Raw genomic sequence first — 19343 nt, 5'->3', positions numbered from 1 at the left:
CGGCGGCGTCGGAACCCTACTCCCCCGCGCGGGCCTGAAGGCGTGCGAGCAACGCCGCCTCGGTGAGCACCGCGCGCCGGAACACGCCCAGATGGAGGGACTCGTTCGGACTGTGCGCACGGGAATCGGGATCTTCGACGCCCGTGACGAGGATCTGCGCCCGCGGGAACTCCTCGACGAGTTCGGCGATGAACGGGATCGAGCCGCCGACGCCGATGTCGACGGGCTCGACACCCCATGCCTCGGCCATGGCGGACTTGGCCTCGGCGACCGCCCAGCCCGAGGTGTCGACGAGGAACGGCTGGCCGGTGTCGATGTCGTCGATCTCGACGTGGGCCCCGAACGGCGCGTTGGCGCGCACGTGCGCGCGGAGCGCCTCGAGCGCCTCCGCGGCGTCCTGCCCCGGCGCGATGCGGGCGCTGATCCGGACCGCGACGCGTGGGATGAGCGTGTTCGAGGCGTTCGCCACCGTCGGCGCATCGATCCCGGTGATCGTGATCGAGGGCTGGGCCCAGATGCGCGAGAGGATCGTGCCCCGGCCGATGGGCGCGACTCCGTCGAGGAGGCCCGTCTCGGCGCGCAGCTGGGCCTCGTCGTACGGCGGAGTCTCGAGGTCGGCGGACGACAGCCCGGCGACGGCGACCGCACCATCCTCGTCGTGCAGGGTTCCGAGGAGCCGTACCGCGGCGAGCATCGCGTCGGGGACGGCGCCGCCGAACATGCCCGAGTGCGACGCGTGATCGAGCGTCGAGATCGTGAGCCGGAAGGTCACGTTGCCGCGGAGCGCGACGGTCAGGGCCGGCGTGTCGACGTCCCAGTTGTTCGAGTCGGCGACCACGATCGCGTCGGCCTCGAGCAGCTCGCGGTTCTCGCGGAGGAACGCCGAGAACGAGCGCGAGCCGAATTCCTCCTCCCCCTCGATGAAGAGGGCGATGCCGAGGTCGAGGTCCGGGCCGAGCACATCGACCAGCGCGCGGATCGCGGCCACGTGGGCCATGACGCCGGCCTTGTCGTCGGCGGCGCCGCGGCCGTAGAGACGGTCGCCGCGGAGAGTCGGCTCGAAGGGCGTCGACTCCCAGTCCTCGTCGCGGCCGGGCGGCTGGACGTCGTGGTGCGCGTAGAGCAGGACGGTCGGCCGGCCGTTCCGGGCGACGCGGCGGGCCACCACCGCGGGCTGGCCGAGCTCGTCGCCGTCGTCGACCGGCGCACGCCGGATGTCGACCACGTCGAACACGCCGAGGCCCCGGACGAGTCCGGCGACCGCCTCCGCGCTCCGCGCGACGTGCTCGGGATCGAACGCCCCCCATGAGACCGAGGGGATCCGAACGAGATCCGTCAGGTCGGCGACGGTCGACGGGAAGCCCGCCTCCACCGCATCGCGAAGTCTCTCCACCACCTGCGACGGGTCGGTCGGCTCGGTGGCGGTGGCGCTCGGGGAAGGGTCGGGGCGAGTCTGGCTCATGCGGCTAATCTTAAGAGGAACCGATTCGACGAGGACTCCCCCGTGGCCAAGCACCCCAAGACCGAGACGCCCGCCTCCGCACCCGACGACGCCGCATCCGCGACGCCCAGGGTCGGCAAGGGCGCACCCACCCCGACCCGCGCCGAGCGCGAGGCCGCGAACAAGCGCCCGCTCGTGCCGAACGACCGCAAGGAGGCCGCCCGGCAGGCGCGCACCAAGGCCGCCGAGGCCCGAGAGCGCGCCCGCCTCGGCATGGCCGCCGGCGACGAGCGGTACCTGCCCGCCCGCGACCGCGGTCCGCAGAAGCGGTACGTGCGCGACTACGTCGATGCGCGCTTCAGCATCGGCGAGATCCTCATCCCGGTCATGTTCGCCGTGATCGTGCTCACGTTCGTTCCGAGCTACCAGGTCCAGACCATCGGCATCTTCGCCCTCTGGGGCTTCTTCCTGATCTCGGTGGTCGACGTGATCATCCTCGGCTTCACCCTGCAGCGGAAGCTCGCCGCGAAGTTCGGCGCGACCAAGGTCGAGCGCTTCCGCTGGTACGCCGCGATGCGCGCCCTGCAGCTGCGCCCGCTCCGCCTGCCGAAGCCGCAGGTCAAGCGCGGCCAGTACCCGAGCTGACGACTGCGACGACGGATGCCGCGGCCTCGCGCCGTGGCATCCGTCGTTCTCGTCGGTCGGGCCGCGTCAGTCGCGGCGGTAGGCGCCGAGGCGGATGAGCGGGATCCGCGTCTCCTCGTCGGTGAGCGAGCCGTGCTGGCCGACCATCTCCTCGCCGCGGCGATCCGGCTCGCGCCGGTCGTAGTACGCGACGCCCGATCGGGCCGCCACGAGCACGTCGGCGATGCGGTCGACGTTGCCCGGCTCGACATCGCCGTAGAGGCCCGCGGCGATCGCCTCGTCGCGGGTGAGGACCCACGCGCGATCCCCCTCGGCCTCCCGCCAACGATCGGCGACGGCGGCGCGGGCGTCCCCGTCGAGATCGCGCTCCAGGACGAGGCCGAGGCAGCGGGGCTCGCCGGCGACATGGCGCACGCCGTCGAGCAGGCCCGGCACCGCGTCGACGAAGACGTGCCGGTGCGGCGGCACGTCGAGCACTCCGTGGTCGGCGGTGACGAGCAGTCCCGTGGACTGCGGCATCCGTCGTTCGAAGTCGGCCACCTCTGCATCGAGGGTCTCGAGCGCCGCGATCCACCGGTCGGATTCCCAGCCGTGCGCGTGCGCGACCTGGTCGAGTTCCGAGACGTAGACGTAGACGAGCGCCGGCCCCTCGGCGAGCACGCGGAGGGCCTCGGCGAAGCGGTCGGGGATCCTGGCTCCCGCCCGGTACTCCGCTCCGCGCAGCACCGCCCGGGTGAAGCCCGAGGTGGCGTAGCGGGTGCCGCCGATCGCGATCGCACGCACGCCCCGCTCCCCCGCGCGGTCGAACACGGTGTCGTGCGGCTGCCACGCCTCGGGGACCATCCGGTCGTCCCATCCGCTCAGCTGGTTCACGACGCGGTCGTTGGCGCGGTCGGGGACTCGATAGCCCATGAGGCCGTGCGCGCCCGGCATGAGGCCGGTCGCGAAGCTCGCGATGGCCGCGGCCGTCGTCGAGGGGAACACCGTGCGGATCACGTCGCGCCTGGCGGTCATGCCGGCGAGGAAGCGCGCGTGGCCGGCACGGGCGCGCAGGTTGGCGACCCCGAGCCCGTCGACCAGCACGACCACCGCCGATTCGACCCGTGGAAGGTCGAAGGCGCCGGCACCCCCGCCGATCGAGGCGAGGGCGGCGGGCAGCACCCCGGTGAGCCGCGGGGCTCCGTCGGCGGGCACCGGTAGCATTGCTGGCATCGCGCCCAGTCTGGCACAAGGCCGGGCGCGGCCCCGTTCCCCGCGCGTGCCCGTGCACGCCCTGCGCAGAGACGACGAATGACCCCAGGCAAGAGCGAACCCTCCTCATCACCCATCGCCGAGCGGATCGACGAGATCGACGTCGCCGAAGAGATGCAGGGGTCGTTCCTCGAGTACGCGTACTCCGTCATCTACTCGCGCGCACTCCCCGACGCCCGTGACGGCCTGAAGCCGGTGCAGCGCCGCATCCTCTACATGATGAGCGACATGGGCCTGCGCCCCGAGCGCGGCCACGTGAAGTCGGCGCGCGTCGTGGGCGAGGTCATGGGCAAGCTCCACCCGCACGGCGACAGCGCGATCTACGACGCCCTCGTGCGGCTCGCCCAGGCCTTCACGCTCCGGGTTCCGCTCGTCGACGGCCACGGCAACTTCGGCTCGCTCGACGACGGCCCCGCGGCCGCCCGGTACACGGAGGCCCGCATGGCCCCGGCGGCCGTGTCGATGACCGAGCACCTCGACGAGGACGTCGTCGACTTCGTTCCCAACTACGACAACTCGCACCAGCAGCCCGAGGTGCTGCCCGCCGCGATCCCGAACCTCCTCGTCAACGGCGCGAGCGGCATCGCGGTCGGCATGGCGACGAACATGGCGCCGCACAACCTCGTCGAGGTCGTCGCCGCCGCACGACACCTCCTCCGGAGCCCGGAGGCGACGCTCGATGAGCTCATGGAGTTCGTGCCCGGCCCCGACTTCCCCTCGGGCGGCACGATCGTCGGCCTGTCGGGCGTGCGCGATGCGTACGCGACCGGGCGCGGCTCGTTCAAGACGCGCGCGAAGGTGTCGGTCGAGCAGCTCACGCCGCGCAAGGCCGGCCTCGTCGTCACGGAACTGCCCTACCTGGTCGGCCCCGAGAAGGTCATCGAGAAGATCAAGGACGGCGTCAACGCCAAGAAGATCACGGGCATCTCGGACGTCGCCGACCTCACCGACCGCACGAAGGGCCTGCGCCTCGTCATCGGCGTCAAGACCGGGTTCAACCCGCAGGCCGTGCTCGAGCAGCTCTACCGGATGACGCCGCTCGAGGACTCCTTCAACATCAACAACGTCGCGCTCGTCGACGGGCAGCCGCAGACCCTCGGCCTCCGCGAACTGCTCGACGTCTACCTCGCCCACCGCATCCGCGTCATCACCCGACGATCGGAGTTCCGGCTCGCTCGGCGCCGCGAACGCCTGCACCTCGTCGAGGGCCTGCTCATCGCGATCCTCGACATCGACGAGGTCATCCAGGTCATCCGCTCGAGCGACGACGCCGAGGCCGCCCGCACGCGACTCGAGGAGGTGTTCGACCTCAGCCGACTTCAGGCCGAGTACATCCTCGAGCTCCGCCTCCGTCGGCTCACGAAGTTCTCCCGGATCGAGCTCGAGGCCGAGCGCGACCAGCTGCTCGCCGAGATCGCCGCCCTCGAGGAACTCCTCGCGAGCGACGTGCGCATCCGCGAGCAGGTCGCGGAGGAGCTGGACCGCGCCGCCGACCTGTTCGGGACCCCTCGCCGCACGATGCTCACCGAGGCCCGGGTCCAGCCGAAGACGCGCAAGGCGGTCGACCCGGCGACGCTCGAGCACGCCGACGTGCCGTGCCGGGTCATCCTCGGGGCCACCGGGCGGATCGCCCGGGTCGACGCACCCGAGGGCGAGGCATCCGTCACGCTCACGCCGCCGAGCCGGCGGTCCAAGCACGACGCGGTGCGCTCCGAGGTCGTGACGACGAGCCGCACCGAGATCGGCGCGGTCACCTCCAAGGGTCGCCTGATCCGCTTCTCGCCGATGGACCTGCCGGCACTGCCGCCGAACTCGGTGCAGCTCGGGGCCGGCGTGCGCGTCGCCGACTACCTGGCACTGCCCGACCGGGCCGAGCAGGTGCTCGCCGTCGTCTCGCTCGACTCCCAGCAGCCGATCGTGCTCGGCACCGAGCAGGGCGTGGTCAAGCGCGTCGCGCCCGGGAACTACCCCAACCGACCCGACTTCGAGGTCATCGCCCTGAAGCCGGGCGATCGCGTCGTCGGCGCATCGCAGGGCGGCGACGACGACGAACTCGTGTTCGTCACGAGCGACGCGCAGCTGCTGCACTTCCCCGCGTCGGCCGTGCGGCCGCAGGGCTGCCCGGCGGGCGGGATGGCGGGTGTGAAGCTCGATGCGGCGGCACGTGTGGTCTCGTTCACGGTGCTCGCCCGGGCCGACGTCGAGTCGTCCGTCGTGGTCACCGTCGCGGCGGCCGCTGACACGCTGCTCGGCGCCGACCCCGGCGCGGCGAAGGTCTCCGACTTCGCCGAGTTCCCCGGCAAGGGGCGAGCGACCGGCGGCGTCCGTGCGCACCGCTTCCTCAAGGGGCAGGACGGACTGTCGGTCGCGTGGGTCGGCCCGGGACCCGCGCGGGCGCTCGGCACCGACGGCTCGCTGCGTACGCTTCCCGAAGGAGGCGCGAAGCGCGACGGTTCGGGTCAGACGCTCGACGCCGTCGTGCAGGTGATCGGGCGCGCCATCCGCTGACCTCGCCCTCGTCCGGCCCGCGTGACGTCCACGAGTCGACGGCGCCGGCCGCGCCGAGGTGCGGCCCGCGCCGTCGCGTCAGTCGCTCGTTCCGGGTGGAGTCCGCCCGGAACGAGGCCTCTCAGGCGAGGCCGCTCAGGCGTCGATGCGGTCGCGCGTGAGCGCCGCCGCGCTGTCGACGATGAACTCCTTGCGCGGTGCGACCTCGTTGCCCATGAGGAGCTCGAACACACGACCGGCGTTCTCGGCATCGGCCACGCCCACCCGGCGGAGCGTTCGGTGCTGCCGGTCCATGGTGGTCGAGGCGAGCTGGTCGGCATCCATCTCGCCGAGGCCCTTGTAACGCTGGATCGGGTCCTGGTACCGCTTGCCCTGCTTCCGCAGCGTCGCCAGCACGCCCGCCAACTCCTTCTCGGAGTACGTGTAGATCACGTCGTTCGGCTTCGAGCCGGGATTCATGACCACCACCCGATGCAACGGCGGGACCGCCGCGAAGACGCGGCCGTCCTCGATCATCGGTCGCATGTAGCGGAAGAAGAGCGTGAGCAGCAGCGTGCGGATGTGCGCACCGTCGACGTCAGCGTCGCTCATGATGATGACCTTGCCGTACCTTGCCGCCGACAGGTCGAAGCTGCGCCCGGAGCCGGCGCCGATCACCTGGATGATCGACGCGCACTCCGCGTTGCCGAGCATGTCGGCGATCGACGCCTTCTGCACGTTGAGGATCTTGCCGCGGATCGGCAGCAGGGCCTGGTGCTCGCTGTCGCGCGCGAGCTTGGCGGTGCCGAGGGCCGAGTCGCCCTCGACGATGAACAACTCGCTCTGCGCGACATCCGTCGACCGGCAGTCGACCAGCTTCGCCGGAAGCGACGAGGTCTCGAGGGCGTTCTTGCGGCGCTGCGTCTCCTTGTGCGTACGTGCGGAGATGCGCGCCTTCATCTCGGAGACGACCTTCTCGAGCAGCATCGAGGTCTGCGCCTTGTCGTCGCGCTTGGTCGACGCGAACCGCTCGCCGAGCGCCTTCTGCACGACGGATGCCACGATCGAGCGCACCGCGGGGGTGCCGAGCACCTCCTTCGTCTGGCCCTCGAACTGCGGTTCGGGCAGGCGCACGGTGAGGACCACCGTGAGGCCGGCGAGCACGTCGTCCTTGTCGAGCTTGTCGTTGCCGACCTTGAGGCGACGGGCGTTCTGCTCGACCTGCTGGCGGATGAACTTCAGCAGCCCCTGCTCGAAACCGGACTGGTGCGTGCCGCCCTTGGGCGTCGCGATGATGTTGACGAAGCTGCGCATCACCGTGTCGTATCCCGTGCCCCATCTGAGGGCGATGTCGACGTGGCAGTGGCGCTCGACGTCGGTCGGGATCATCGCCCCGTGGTCGTTCAGCACTGGGACGGTCTCGGTGAAGCGGCCATCACCGGTCAGACGCCAGACGTCGGTGACCGGCCCGTCGACGGCGAGGTGCTCCGCGAACTCGGAGATGCCGCCCTCGAAGTGGAAGCGGTGCGTCTCCGGCTCGTCGCCGCGCTCGTCGGACACGGTGATCGCGAGGCCGGGGACGAGGAACGCCGTCTGCCGGGCCCGGTTCAAGAGGTCTTCGAGCTGGAAGCTCGCTCCGCGCGTGAAGATCTGCGGGTCGGCCCAGTACCGGACGCGCGTGCCCGTCACCGCCTTGGCGACACGCCCGACCTTGCGAAGTTCGCTGGACTGCTCGAACGGGCGGAACGACGCGGTCGGCGACGGCGATCCTGCGTCGTCGAAGATGCCGGGCTCGCCGCGGTGGAACGACATCGCCCACGTGCTCCCGCCTCGGTCGACCTGCACGTCGAGGCGCTCGGACAGGGCGTTGACGACCGATGCGCCGACACCGTGGAGGCCGCCCGAGGCCGAGTACGAACCCGACCCGAACTTGCCGCCGGCGTGCAGCTTCGTGAACACGACCTCGACGCCGGTGAGGCCCGTCTTCGGCTCGACGTCGACCGGGATGCCGCGGGCGCGGTCGCGCACCTCGACGCTCTGGTCGGCGTGCAGCACGACGTCGATCTCGGTGCCGTATCCCGCGAGCGCCTCGTCGACCGAGTTGTCGATGATCTCCCAGAGGCAGTGCATGAGGCCGCGGGAGTCGGTCGAGCCGATGTACATGCCCGGTCGCTTGCGGACCGCCTCGAGGCCCTCGAGGACGGAGAGATGACGGGCGGAATAGTCGGAGCTCACGTCGGACAAGCCTAGTGAGGGCCACCCCTTTCCCGGCTCAGGCGCTTCGCGCAGAGCGAAATGCGGGGTCGCACGGAAGGTTCGCAGGCGGAGTCGTGTTTTCATTGAGTGACGGAAACGGCTCGTGATCTACGGAGGAGGCGCCATGAACCAGACCACCGACACCGGTGCGGTCGACGAACTCGACACCCCGCACGAGCTCACGGCGCTCGATCGCTGCGACGCCTGCGGCGCCCAGGCCTACATCCGCGTGGTCGTCGCGAGCGGCGAACTCCTCTTCTGCGCGCACCACGGCCGCAAGCACGAGGAGAAGCTCTCGCAGATCGCCCACAGCTGGCACGACGAGTCGAGCCGACTCCTCACCGACACGCGCAACTGACGCGTCCCACGACGAGAACGCCCCCGGAGCAATCCGGGGGCGTTCGTCGCGTTCGTGGGGATGCGGCGGTGCACCGTGCCTCAGGTGGAGGATGCCGCGATGCCCGCGCTGCGGAGCTGCAGGTTCCGTGCGGCCTCGGCGTAGCGGTCGACCCGGTGCGTCCGCTCCCCCGGCGCGTACTCGAGCCCGGCTCGCTCGCACGCGCGCCCGAGGATCGCGTCGGCGAGCTGCGGGTTCTTCGCGAGGACGGGACCGTGCAGGTGCGTGCCGATGACGTCGCCCATGCGCACGCCCTCCTGGCCTGAGCCGCGACCGTTGCCCGACCCGGCCTGGACGCGTCCGACGGGCGAGGCCTCCGCGCCGACGTAGTCCCGGGCGTGGTTCTCGAAGCCCACGAGCAGTCCGAGCCCTCCCGAGGCCTTGACCACGAGGTCGCCCGCGACGCGGCCCTCGCGCGGCACGGCGCGCCCCGCGAGGATGCCGAGGCCCTCGATCGTGCGACCGTCGTCGAGTTCGATACCCCAGCTGAGCAGCTCCCACCCCGTGCCGACCGCGAGGATCGGCACGCCCTCGGTGCCCCAGCGGCGGAGTTCGTCGTGCAGTCCGAGCAGAGCCTCGCGGCTCCGTTCGAGCGACGAGTCGCTGCCCGAACCGAGGACGACCGCGTCGACGCGATCGGGGAGGTCGCCCGCGGTCTCGACCGGGACGACGCGCACGTCGAGGCCCGCCCAGCGGGCACGCGCTGCGAGCACGGCGGCGTTCTCCGCGTCGCCGTTCGTGTTCTGCAGCGAGGGCAGCAGTGAGACGATCGTGAGGGTCATTCCGCTCCCGTGAGGCCGAGGTGCGCGCGCGTCCGACGCATGGCGTCGGCCGTGAAGACGATCGTCTTCACCCCGGTCGCCGGAGCGGGCGCGGCCAGGAAGTCGTCGAGCGCTCGGCCGAGGTCGTGCTCGACCCGATCGATCCCGACGCCGTCGTAGGCGAGCATCAGTGCGGCCTCGTCGGCCTTCGAGCCGCTGACGATCGAGACGCGGCCGAGGGACGAGGCATCCGTCGGCCAGAAGTACGACGGGTCGCGCACGTCCGACCCGATCGCGAAGAGGATCTGCTCGGTGCCCGGTGCGATGCTGTCGACGTTGAGCTGATAGCTGGCGGGGTTCTGCACGAGCACGAAGTCGACCTCCTGACCGCGGATGCTCACCCGTTCGCCGCGTCCGAAGACCGCCGGGATGGCGCTCAGCGCGCGTGCGGCCACCTCCGGGTCGAACTGCTCGCCGAGGACGGCGCGCGCGGTCGCGTAGGCGGCGGCCGCATCGACCGCGTAGTGGGTGCCGCGGGCCGGCAGCCCGATGGCGATGTCGCGACCGGCGTCGGCGAGGACGGCCGACGCGCCGTCGACGGACGCCACGACGACGCCCGCGGCAGGGTCGAGGCGCGTCGGACTGGTCTCGGTGTGCCCGAGCCCGCGCGGCGCGGCGGAGAGGACCTCGGACGCGACGCCGAAGCGCCGCACGCCGACTCCGTCGCCGAGCCCGGCGGCGATCCGCTCGAGGTAAGCGTCGTCGGCGTTCACCACGACGGAGCCGTGTGCGCGCGCCGCGATCTTCGCGAGCATCCCGGCGACCATCTCGGAGTCGTGGAACCGGTCGATCTGGTCGACCATGACGTTCGTCAGGGTCACGACGCGGGCGTCGACCCCCTCCATGACGCGGGCGCCGTGGCCCTCGTCCATCTCGAGTACCGCGACGTCGCCCGGAACGCGGCCGCGCCAGTCGGCCTGCTCGAGGAGCGCCGAGGTGAGTCCCTGGCTGATGTTCGCGGTCGACGGGTTGGTGAAGACCGACTCGCCGTGTGCACGGAGGATGGCGACGAGCATCTTCGTCGTGGTCGACTTGCCGCTCGAGCCCGAGACGACGACGAGGCCTCGCGGGAACCCGGAGAGGGTCGTACGGAGATAGCCGGGCGCGATCGTGTTGACGGCGAGGCCGGGCACCGCCGAACCGCCGCCCGGCTTGCGCAGCCGGGCGGCGATCCTGGTGAGCCGGCCGACGAGGATCGCCGGCGCGTACTTCACTGGGCGGCCTACTCGAGGTAGTCGCGGAGCGACTGGGACCGCGACGGGTGGCGGAGCTTCGCCATCGTCTTGGACTCGATCTGGCGGATCCGCTCGCGCGTCACGCCGAAGGTGTCGCCGATCTGGTCGAGCGTCTTCGGCATGCCGTCGCCGAGTCCGAATCGCATGCGGATGACGCCGGCCTCGCGCTCGCTCAGCGAGTCGAGCAGCGACTCGAGCTGCTTCTGCAGCATCGTGAAGCCGACCGCGTCGGCCGGCACGACCGCCTCCGTGTCCTCGATGAGGTCGCCGAACTCGCTGTCGCCGTCCTCACCGAGCGGGGTGTGCAGCGAGATCGGCTCGCGACCGTACTTCTGCACCTCGATGACCTTCTCCGGGGTCATGTCGAGTTCCTTCGACAGCTCCTCCGGCGTGGGCTCCCGGCCCAGGTCCTGCAGCATCTGGCGCTGCACGCGTGCGAGCTTGTTGATGACCTCGACCATGTGCACCGGGATGCGGATGGTGCGGGCCTGGTCGGCCATGGCGCGCGTGATCGCCTGGCGGATCCACCACGTCGCGTAGGTCGAGAACTTGAAGCCCTTGGTGTAGTCGAACTTCTCGACGGCACGGATGAGACCGAGGTTGCCCTCCTGGATCAGGTCGAGGAACTGCATGCCGCGGCCCGTGTAGCGCTTCGCGAGCGAGACGACGAGGCGCAGGTTCGCGCCGAGCAGGTGGCTCTTCGCGCGCTGGCCGTCGCGGGCCACCCACTGCAGCTCGCGACCGAGCTGCGAGCGCTTCTCGGCGTCGGACATGTGCGAGAGCTTCTCCTCGGCGAAGAGGCCGGCCTCGATCCGCATCGCCAGCTCGACCTCTTCGGCCGCGTTCAGCAGCGCGACCTTACCGATCTGCTTCAGGTAGTCCTTGACCGGGTCTGCCGTCGCGCCCGTGATGGTCGTGGAGTAGACGGGGATCTCGTCCTCGTCGTCGGACGCGCGGAGCACGATCGCACCGGTCGGGTGGGGCTCGACGGCGGCGGGCTTGGTCTCCTCGTCGTCGCTCGAGTCATCCGTCGACTCCTCGGCCGTCGACGTGTCGTCGGTCGCGTCGTCGGCGGCATCCTCGAGCTCGGCGTCGTCGTCGAGCTCCTCGTCCGCGGATCCGGTCGCGCCCGCCTTGGCGCCCTTCGCCTTCCCGCCCTTCGCGGTCGAGGTGCGCGGAGTCTTCGATGCCGTCGCGGTGCGCTTGCCCTTGGCCCCGCCCGCGGCGGCGGCGGTCTTGGCCGCGGTGCCCTTGGCGGGTGCGGCCTTGGTGGCCGTGGCCTTCGTCGACTTCGACGTCGACGCCCGCTTGGTCGAGCCGCCGGCGCGGGGCGCCTCGGCCGACTCGTCGGTCGCCGGCGTGGTGGTCTTGGCTGCCATGTGTACTGAACCTCTTCCTCACCGTCGCGCGGCGCATGCCCCTGGGTGGGCCCGCCGAGCGGTCTGACTGCGTCGCGACCCGGTGATTTCGGACACGATGAGGACCCATGTCAAGTCCGCAGCTGCGGCGACGCGAGTCGCACGGCGGACCAGAACGGGTCCTTCCCCCCATTATACAGGCCGTGGCGCGTCGACCGCCCGCGACGACACGGGTTCGGGGCGCGATTCGACCTGCACAGACTCCAACGTCCGCCGACGCGCCGGCATTCCCCTCGCGGCTTCCCGCGCGACGCGTTCAGCCGTCGCCGACGTCTCGGTTGCGCCGCCGGGCGAGGAACTTCTCGAGCTCGGCGCCGATCTCGTCCGCCGACGGCAGCTCGCCGTCCTCGTCGGTGAGCGGTGAACGCAGGGTCGTGCCCTCCATGTAGTCGTCGTGCCGTTCCTCGAGCGTGTGCACGAGCTTGGCGAGTTCGCCGTTCTCGGCGACCTGCTCGTCGATCCGTGCCGTGAACTCGCGACCCTGCTCGCGCAGCGAATCCGTCGGGAAGATCCGGCCCGTCGACGCGCTCACCGCCTCGAGAGCGGTCACCGCGGCCGACGGGAACTCCGCGTCGGACAGGTAGTGCGGCACCAGCAGCACGAACCCCGTCGTCGGGTGGCCCTGCGTCTGCAGCCGGTACTCCACGAGGTGCAGGGCGTTCGCCGGCACCTGGGTCGTCGGTCGCCACACCGACATCGCCTCGATGAGGTCGGTCCGGTTCCCGCTGACGGTGACGCCGATCGGCCGCGTGTGCGGCACCGGCATCGGGATCGAGTTGATCCACGTCGTGGAGGACACCTCGAAGCGCTCGATGAGGTCGAGCACCGCGGCCCCGAAGCGCTCCCACTGGAAGTCGGGCTCGAACCCGGTCAGCAGCAGGAACGGCTGGCCGAGCTCGTCGCGCGCGAGGTCGAGCGTCAGCCGCGGCGGCCGGTAGTCGGTGAGGTGGTCGCCCTCGAAGAGGATCACCGGTCGCCGGGCTCGGTAGTCGAGCAGCTCGTCGGCGTCGAACGTGGCCACGACCTCGCTGTCGAGGGTGGTCAGCAGGTACTCGGTGGTCTGGGCGACCGCCGATCCCGCGTCGGCGAACCCCGTGAGCCCGGCGACGAGCGGGAGTCCGAGCGGCACCTCGACGTCGGCATTCAGCTCGTACAGGGAGCGGGGATCGCGCATAGCTCAAGGGTACCGACGGGCGGCCGCCGCCCGGCCGCGCGCGGGTCGCGTCGACCACGCTCGGAGCGAACACGCCGGTGCGGAGACGGCAGCGCGAGCACCTACGATCGATGCCATGTCCGTTCCCTCGATCGAACTCGCGCCCTCCCCCGCCAGCACGTCCGACGCCGACGCCGTCGTCGTCCCGGTCCGCCGCAGCGGCGACGGCCCTGCGCCGCTCGTCGAGGGCGGATTCGAGTGGGTCGGCCCGGCCCTCGCGCGGCTTGGCGCCAAGGGCGGGCTCGACGAGGTCACCAAGCTCCCGGCTCCCGAGGGCGACGGCCTGGTGGTCGCGACCGGTGTCGGCGAGACGACGGATGCCGCATCACTGCGTCACGCGGGAGGGGCTGCCCTGCGCGCCCTCGTCTCCACGACGTCGGTCGCCCTCGCGGGGGACGGGCTCGACACCGAGCTGGCGGAGGCGTTCGTCGAGGGCGCCGCCCTCGGGGCGTACACGTTCACCGAGTACCGCGAGGGTCCGACCGGCCCCGACGCGCTCACCCTCCACACCGCGCACGACGCGGACGCAGTGCGGCTCGACCGCGTGCGGAGCGTCGTGGCCGCGGTCGCGCGGACGAAGGACCTCGTCAACACCGCTCCCAACGACCTGCCCCCGGCCGTGTTCGCCGACCTCGCGTCGCAGGCCGCCGAGTCGGCCGGCGTCATGGTCCGCGTGTACGACGAGGCCGCGCTGGCCGAGGGCGGGTTCAACGGCGTCCTCGCCGTCGGTGCCGGCTCGTCGCGCCCGCCGCGACTCGTCCGCCTCGAGTACGCCCCGGCCGGGGCATCCGCCCACCTCGCACTCGTCGGCAAGGGCATCACGTTCGACTCCGGCGGGCTCTCGCTGAAGCCGGGCGCCTCGATGGTCGGCATGAAGTCCGACATGGCGGGCGCCGCAGCCGTCCTCTCGGCCGTCGTCGCGCTCGCCGAGCTCGACGTGCCCGTGCGGGTGACCGGATGGCTCTGCCTCGCCGAGAACATGCCCTCGGGCACCGCGGCGCGTCCGAACGACGTGATCCGCATGAAGGGCGGCACGACCGTCGAGGTGCTGAACACCGACGCGGAGGGCCGCCTCGTCATGGCCGACGCGCTCGCCGCGGCGAGCGAGGAGCAGCCCGACGCGATCGTCGACGTCGCGACGCTCACCGGCGCCCAGGTCGTCGCGCTCGGCAACCGCATCACGGGTCTCATGGGCGAGGACGAGCTCGTGGGAGCGATCCGCACCGCAGCGGATGCCGCGGGCGAGCCGACCTGGCCGATGCCCCTGCCCGACGACCTCCTGCCCCTCCTGAAGTCGGATGTCGCCGACCTGGCGAACACCAAGCTCGGCACCGTCGTGCCGGGGATGCTCCTCGCGGGCGTCTTCCTGCAGCAGTTCGTCGGTCGCCGCGACGGGGAGGACGCCCCCCGCATCCCGTGGGCGCACCTCGACATCGCCGGACCGTCGTACAACACCGCGGCGCCCTGGGGATTCACCGGTGCGGGCGGCACCGGAGCCGCCGTGCGCACCCTGATCGCGCTGGGCGAGCAGGTCTCCGCCAGGTAGTACAGTCGTCAGGGGCGATTCGCGCCCGAGACGTTCCCCGGCCACGAAACCGGGTGACTCGCGCCGCAGATCCGATGCGCAAGGGAGATTCCGTTTGTCCGAGCAGAACTTTGACCTCGTCATCCTCGGAGGCGGCAGCGGAGGGTACGCAGCGGCGCTGCGCGCCGTCCAGCTCGGCCTCAACGTGGCCCTCGTCGAGAAGGACAAGCTCGGCGGCACGTGCCTGCATCGGGGATGCATCCCGACGAAGGCGCTGCTCCACGCCGCCGAGGTGGCCGACAACTCGCGCGAGTCGGAGAAGTTCGGCGTGCGATCGACCTTCGAGGGCATCGACGTCGCGGCCGTGACGCGCTATCGCGAGGGCATCGTCTCCAGCAAGTTCAAGGGCCTGCAGGGCCTCATCAAGGCGCGCGGCATCACCGTGGTCGAAGGCGAGGGCCGTCTCGAGGGCCCGAAGACGGTGGTCGTCGGCGACCAGCGCCTCGTCGGCGAGAACGTCGTCCTCGCGACCGGCTCGTACTCGCGTTCTCTCCCCGGCCTCGAGATCGCCGGCCGCGTGATCACCAGCGAGCAGGCGCTCGAACTGGACTTCGTGCCCAAGAACGTCGCCATCCTCGGCGGCGGCGTCATCGGCGTGGAGTTCGCCAGCGTCTGGCGGTCGTTCGGCTCCGAGGTCACGATCATCGAGGCGCTCCCCCACCTCGTGCCCAACGAGGAGGAGTCGATCTCGAAGCAGCTCGAGCGCGCGTTCCGCAAGCGCGGCATCGACTACAAGCTCGGCGTGCGCTTCCAGGGCGTCACGCAGCACGACGACGGCGTCGTCGTCACGCTCGAGAACGGCGACACGGTCGAGGCCGAGCTGCTGCTCGTCGCGGTCGGCCGCGGCCCGGTCACCGCGAACCTCGGCTACGAGGAGGCGGGCGTCACCGTCGACCGCGGATTCGTCATCACGAACGAGCGTCTCGAGACGAGCGTCCCCGGCGTCTACGCCGTGGGCGACATCGTCCCCGGACTCCAGCTCGCCCACCGCGGATTCCAGCAGGGCATCTTCGTCGCCGAGGAGATCGCGGGCCTGAACCCGATCATCGTCGAGGACGTGAACATCCCGAAGGTCACGTACTCCGAGCCCGAGGTCGCCTCGGTCGGGTACACCGAGGCGCGCGCCGCCGAGAAGTTCGGCGCCGACCAGGTGTCCTCATACGAGTACAACCTCGCGGGCAACGGCAAGAGCCACATCCTCGAGACGAGCGGATCGATCAAGGTCGTGCGCGTCAACGACGGCCCGGTGGTCGGAGTGCACATGATCGGCGCCCGCGTCGGCGAGCTCATCGGCGAGGCTCAGCTCGCGGTGAACTGGGAGGCCTATCCCGAGGACATCGCGCCGCTGATCCACGCGCACCCGACGCAGAACGAGGCGCTCGGCGAGGCGTTCCTGAAGCTCGCGGGCAAGCCGCTCCACGCGCTCTGACCCGGTCGCGCGGAAATACGACTGCAATAAGCTAGAACGCGTCACACGCTGTGAAGGAGACAAGCGAATGAGCGAATCCGTCAGCCTCCCGGCACTCGGCGAGAGTGTCACCGAGGGCACGGTCACCCGCTGGCTGAAGAACGTGGGAGACCGGGTCGAGGTCGACGAGCCGCTGCTCGAGGTTTCGACCGACAAGGTCGACACCGAGATCCCGTCGCCCGTCGCGGGCGTCATCGAGGCGATCCTCGTCCAGGAGGACGAGACCGTCGAGGTCGGCACTGCGCTCGTGACCATCGGCGATGGCTCGGGCGGTGGCGAGGCCCCCGGAGAGGAGCCGCAGGCCGAGGCCGAGGCCGCTCCGGCTCCCGAGGCCGCACCGGCCCCCGAGGCAGCACCGGCGCCGGCGAGCGAGGAGGCGCCGGCCCCTGCTCCGCAGGAGGCGCCCGCTCCGCAGCCCGTGGCGCAGGAGGCGCCGGCGCAGCCCGCGCCTGCGCCTCAGGAGGCACAGGCCGCGGCCCCCGCTGCCCCGGCTCCGGCGCCGCAGCAGGCGCCCGCGCAGGAGGCCCCGGCTCAGCCGGCAGCCCCCGCTCCGGCGCCCGAGCAGGCACCGGTCGCCCAGCCCGCGGCCCCCGCTCCGGCGGCGGAGCAGGCTCCCGCCGCCCAACAGGGCGGTGCGCACGCCGGCACCTCGGGCTACGTGACCCCGATCGTCCGCAAGCTCGCGAACGAGCAGGGCGTCGACCTCGCCTCGGTCACCGGCACGGGCGTCGGCGGCCGTATCCGCAAGCAGGACGTGCTCTCGGCGGGTGCGCCCGCTCCCGCCGCCGAGGCGCCCGCTGCGAAGGCCGAGCGCCAGCCGCTCGAGACCTCGCCCCTGCGCGGCACCACGCAGCCGATGACGCGCCTGCGCAAGGTCGTCGCCGAGCGCGCGGTCGTCTCGATGCAGTCGACGGCACAGCTCACCTCCGTCGTCGAGGTCGACGTCACCCGCGTGGCCCGTCTCCGCGATCGCGTCAAGGGTTCGTTCCAGGAGAAGACGGGGACGAAGCTGTCGTTCCTGCCGTTCTTCGCCCTGGCTGCCGTCGAGGCGCTCCGCGCCTATCCGATCGTGAACTCGACGGTCGACGGTGACGCGATCGTCTACCCGGAGCGCGAGAACCTCAGCATCGCGGTCGACACGGAGCGCGGCCTGCTGACGCCGGTCGTGCGAGATGCGGGCGAGCTCGATATCGCCGGTCTCGCGGGCCAGATCGCCGATCTCGCCGATCGCACCCGCAACAACCAGCTCAAGCCCGACGAGCTCGCGGGCGGCACGTTCACGCTGACCAACACGGGTTCGCGCGGCGCGCTGTTCGACACCCCGGTCGTCTTCCTGCCGCAGACCGCTATCCTGGGCACCGGCGTCGTCGTGAAGCGCCCAGTCGTGATCTCCGAGGACGGCTCCGACGCCATCGCGATCCGCTCCATGGTCTACCTCGCCCTCTCGTACGACCACCGCATCATCGACGGCGCCGACGCGGCCCGCTTCCTGACCGCGGTCAAGGCCCGCCTCGAGGAGGGCGACTTCGAGGGCGACCTCGGCATCTAGTCGAACCACTCCCGCAGACGCCAACCGGCCTCGCTCCGCACCATGAGGAGCGAGGCCGGTTCGCGTCCGCCCGTGCGCGGCACGCTGACCACGACCGCGTCGCCGAGCTCGGCGGTCACCGAGATCGCCGAGAGGTCGGTCGTCGTCGGGGCGACCGACTCGTGCGACGCGATCGCGGCAAGGTCTCGCGCCTCGATCGGACCGCCGGGTTGCGCGTACGAGGCGACGCACGCCAAGTCGCGACCCACGAGGCATCCGGCACGGATCTCGAGCAGCGAGGCCGCCGCCTCGAGCGGGTCCGACTGCGCCGTCCCGGTCGCACCGCCGTCGTCCGCGCCCGCCCTGGCATCGGTCGGTGCAGGGGCAACGGCCCCCGCGGCCGCCGACGCTCCCATGGTCGAGGTGGTGGCGGGAGCCGCTTCGACCGACGACGGCTCCGGGAGATCCGGACCGCGAGCCTCGGTGGCCGCTGGTGGCACCGCGGTGAGCAGGAGGACGAGCGCACCCGCGCCCGCGAACCCGCCCGTCGCGAGCACCGCTCGGCGGGGCCGCGCCCACGCCGCGAGCCGTCGGCGGGTCGCGGAACCCAGTCCACCCTCGACGCCCTCCGCCAGCACGTCGCCGAGGCCCGGCAACTGGGCCAGCTCGGCGAGCCGGCGAGCGGCACTCCGGTGCGCGTCGCGTTCGCCCGGGGCGGCCGATCGGACCGCCGCCGGCTCGCCCCCCGCCGCGAGCGGATGCGTCGGCACGTCGGTGTGTTCGCTGGGTTCGGGTACGCCCGGGGAGCGCACCGGAATCACACGCGATGGCAGGGTTCCCCCGTTCGATGGTCGTATCGGCAGGATCAGCGGCGTCGGGTCTGCGACGGCGAACAGTGCGCGCTCGATCCGCTCGTGGTCGGGGGTGAACGGGCGCTCGTCGAGCATTCGGCGCGCGAGGTCGATCGCCGGTACGAATCGAGTGGGTTCGCGCGATGCGGCGACAACGGTCTCCATCAGTGCGAGCAGCGCGGCATGAGCACGTTGCGCGCGCTCGGTGCGCTGCGAGGCGGCAGTGCGTTCGCCGATGCGTTCGAGCGCGCCCAGCCCGATCAGACGCGGTCGTCCCGTCGCGTCGATGAGCACGTCGGATGGGGCGAGGCGGGCGTGTACGAGGCCGCGACGTCGCAGGTCCCGGGTGGCGACCACCAGCGGCGCGAGCGCGGTGACCACCTGGCCGGGTGAGAAGTCCGCCACGTCGAGCATCGATGCCAGCGACCGGCCGTCGATGCGTTCGACGACGACGCACGCCCGGCCGTCGGGGAGCGTCGCGATGTCGAGGAGCCGAGGGACCGTCCCGGTCGGATCGTGCTCCATCGCGTCGATCTCGGTCGTGATCGCCTCGTCGTCGGCAGTTCGGTCGTAGATCCGGATCACCACGAGCGCGGGGGCCGGTTCGGGCGCGTCGGGCGAGTCATCCGATGCTCGCTCGGCGACCGCGAGGTGCACGTCGGCCCGATCGCCGGACCCCAACCGCCGAAGCAGACGGTACCCCGCGAGCACGGCGGAGGGCGCGGTCGGAGGATCGGCGGTCGGCGG

General features: G+C 71.6%; 14 protein-coding genes. 6 read left to right on the top strand and 8 right to left on the bottom strand.

Annotated elements, in window-relative coordinates; all coding sequences use genetic code 11:
* Positions 1–16: 16 nt before the first annotated feature.
* Entirely contained in the window at positions 17–1462 is a 1446-nt protein-coding gene (locus tag ACSJD1_RS14385) for a dipeptidase (protein ID WP_438855965.1), read from the bottom strand.
* 42 nt (positions 1463–1504) lie between these two features.
* Between ACSJD1_RS14385 and ACSJD1_RS14380 the strand changes: the two genes are divergently transcribed.
* Positions 1505–2086, top strand: coding sequence for a DUF3043 domain-containing protein (locus ACSJD1_RS14380; protein WP_438855964.1), 582 nt, complete (start codon positions 1505–1507; stop codon positions 2084–2086).
* Between the two features lie 66 nt (positions 2087–2152).
* Here the strand turns inward: ACSJD1_RS14380 and ACSJD1_RS14375 are convergent, their stop codons facing one another.
* Positions 2153–3298, bottom strand: coding sequence for an alkaline phosphatase family protein (locus tag ACSJD1_RS14375; protein WP_438855963.1), 1146 nt, complete (start codon positions 3296–3298; stop codon positions 2153–2155).
* 78 nt (positions 3299–3376) lie between these two features.
* Here ACSJD1_RS14375 and ACSJD1_RS14370 point away from each other — a divergent pair, with 78 nt between their 5' ends.
* Positions 3377–5845 carry a DNA gyrase/topoisomerase IV subunit A gene (locus ACSJD1_RS14370; RefSeq protein ID WP_438855962.1) on the top strand — a complete coding sequence of 823 codons (2469 nt, stop codon included), beginning with the start codon at positions 3377–3379 and terminating at the stop codon, positions 5843–5845.
* 135 nt (positions 5846–5980) lie between these two features.
* Here the strand turns inward: ACSJD1_RS14370 and ACSJD1_RS14365 are convergent, their stop codons facing one another.
* On the bottom strand, positions 5981–8059 hold the full coding sequence (locus tag ACSJD1_RS14365; RefSeq protein WP_438855961.1) for a DNA gyrase/topoisomerase IV subunit B: 2079 nt from the start codon (positions 8057–8059) through the stop codon (positions 5981–5983).
* A gap of 145 nt (positions 8060–8204) precedes the next feature.
* On the opposite strand from ACSJD1_RS14365, the gene ACSJD1_RS14360 reads away from it, so the two are divergent.
* Complete coding sequence (locus tag ACSJD1_RS14360) at positions 8205–8438, top strand: DUF7455 domain-containing protein (RefSeq protein WP_155051263.1); 234 nt, start codon at positions 8205–8207, stop codon at positions 8436–8438.
* 80 nt (positions 8439–8518) lie between these two features.
* Here the strand turns inward: ACSJD1_RS14360 and ACSJD1_RS14355 are convergent, their stop codons facing one another.
* The 4 genes from ACSJD1_RS14355 to ACSJD1_RS14340 form a co-directional block, all read right to left on the bottom strand.
* On the bottom strand, positions 8519–9259 hold the full coding sequence (locus ACSJD1_RS14355; RefSeq protein WP_438855960.1) for a type 1 glutamine amidotransferase: 741 nt from the start codon (positions 9257–9259) through the stop codon (positions 8519–8521).
* Positions 9256–10512, bottom strand: coding sequence for a Mur ligase family protein (locus ACSJD1_RS14350; RefSeq protein ID WP_438855959.1), 1257 nt, complete (start codon positions 10510–10512; stop codon positions 9256–9258). The genes ACSJD1_RS14355 and ACSJD1_RS14350 overlap by 4 nt, the downstream gene beginning before the upstream one ends.
* 8 nt (positions 10513–10520) lie before the next feature.
* Positions 10521–11912: an RNA polymerase sigma factor gene (locus ACSJD1_RS14345; protein WP_438855958.1), complete on the bottom strand. Its 1392-nt coding sequence runs from the start codon at positions 11910–11912 to the stop codon at positions 10521–10523.
* Positions 11913–12207: 295 nt separating this feature from the next.
* Positions 12208–13125, bottom strand: coding sequence for a proteasome assembly chaperone family protein (locus ACSJD1_RS14340; RefSeq protein WP_438855957.1), 918 nt, complete (start codon positions 13123–13125; stop codon positions 12208–12210).
* Between the two features lie 115 nt (positions 13126–13240).
* Between ACSJD1_RS14340 and ACSJD1_RS14335 the strand changes: the two genes are divergently transcribed.
* The 3 genes from ACSJD1_RS14335 to sucB all read left to right on the top strand — a co-directional run bounded on the left by ACSJD1_RS14335 (position 13241) and on the right by sucB (position 17766).
* On the top strand, positions 13241–14710 hold the full coding sequence (locus ACSJD1_RS14335; RefSeq protein WP_438855956.1) for a leucyl aminopeptidase: 1470 nt from the start codon (positions 13241–13243) through the stop codon (positions 14708–14710).
* A gap of 94 nt (positions 14711–14804) precedes the next feature.
* Positions 14805–16178: a dihydrolipoyl dehydrogenase gene (gene lpdA / locus ACSJD1_RS14330; RefSeq protein WP_438855955.1), complete on the top strand. Its 1374-nt coding sequence runs from the start codon at positions 14805–14807 to the stop codon at positions 16176–16178.
* A gap of 67 nt (positions 16179–16245) precedes the next feature.
* Positions 16246–17766, top strand: a complete 1521-nt coding sequence (sucB, locus tag ACSJD1_RS14325; protein WP_438855954.1) for a 2-oxoglutarate dehydrogenase, E2 component, dihydrolipoamide succinyltransferase — start codon at positions 16246–16248, stop codon at positions 17764–17766.
* Here sucB and ACSJD1_RS14320 read toward each other — a convergent pair.
* On the bottom strand, positions 17763–19277 hold the full coding sequence (locus ACSJD1_RS14320) for a hypothetical protein (RefSeq protein WP_438855953.1): 1515 nt from the start codon (positions 19275–19277) through the stop codon (positions 17763–17765). The genes sucB and ACSJD1_RS14320 overlap by 4 nt on opposite strands.
* Between the last annotated feature and the right edge of the window lie 66 nt (positions 19278–19343).

The sequence above is a fragment of the Agromyces excoecariae genome (assembly GCF_051715505.1).
Taxonomy (GTDB): domain Bacteria; phylum Actinomycetota; class Actinomycetes; order Actinomycetales; family Microbacteriaceae; genus Agromyces.
Note: the sequence above shows the minus strand (reverse complement) of the source record. Positions and strands in the feature narration are given on the sequence as shown.

Excerpts from the sequence above, each read along its gene's own strand:
- ACSJD1_RS14340 (WP_438855957.1), bottom strand. The coding sequence starts at position 13,125 with ATGCGCGATCCCCGCTCCCTGTACGAGCTGAATGCCGACGTCGAGGTG.
- ACSJD1_RS14360 (WP_155051263.1), top strand. The coding sequence starts at position 8,205 with ATGAACCAGACCACCGACACCGGTGCGGTCGACGAACTCGACACCCCG.
- ACSJD1_RS14335 (WP_438855956.1), top strand. The coding sequence starts at position 13,241 with ATGTCCGTTCCCTCGATCGAACTCGCGCCCTCCCCCGCCAGCACGTCC.
- ACSJD1_RS14345 (WP_438855958.1), bottom strand. The coding sequence starts at position 11,912 with ATGGCAGCCAAGACCACCACGCCGGCGACCGACGAGTCGGCCGAGGCG.
- ACSJD1_RS14370 (WP_438855962.1), top strand. The coding sequence starts at position 3,377 with ATGACCCCAGGCAAGAGCGAACCCTCCTCATCACCCATCGCCGAGCGG.
- sucB (WP_438855954.1), top strand. The coding sequence starts at position 16,246 with ATGAGCGAATCCGTCAGCCTCCCGGCACTCGGCGAGAGTGTCACCGAG.
- ACSJD1_RS14385 (WP_438855965.1), bottom strand. The coding sequence starts at position 1,462 with ATGAGCCAGACTCGCCCCGACCCTTCCCCGAGCGCCACCGCCACCGAG.
- ACSJD1_RS14355 (WP_438855960.1), bottom strand. The coding sequence starts at position 9,259 with ATGACCCTCACGATCGTCTCACTGCTGCCCTCGCTGCAGAACACGAAC.
- ACSJD1_RS14375 (WP_438855963.1), bottom strand. The coding sequence starts at position 3,298 with ATGCCAGCAATGCTACCGGTGCCCGCCGACGGAGCCCCGCGGCTCACC.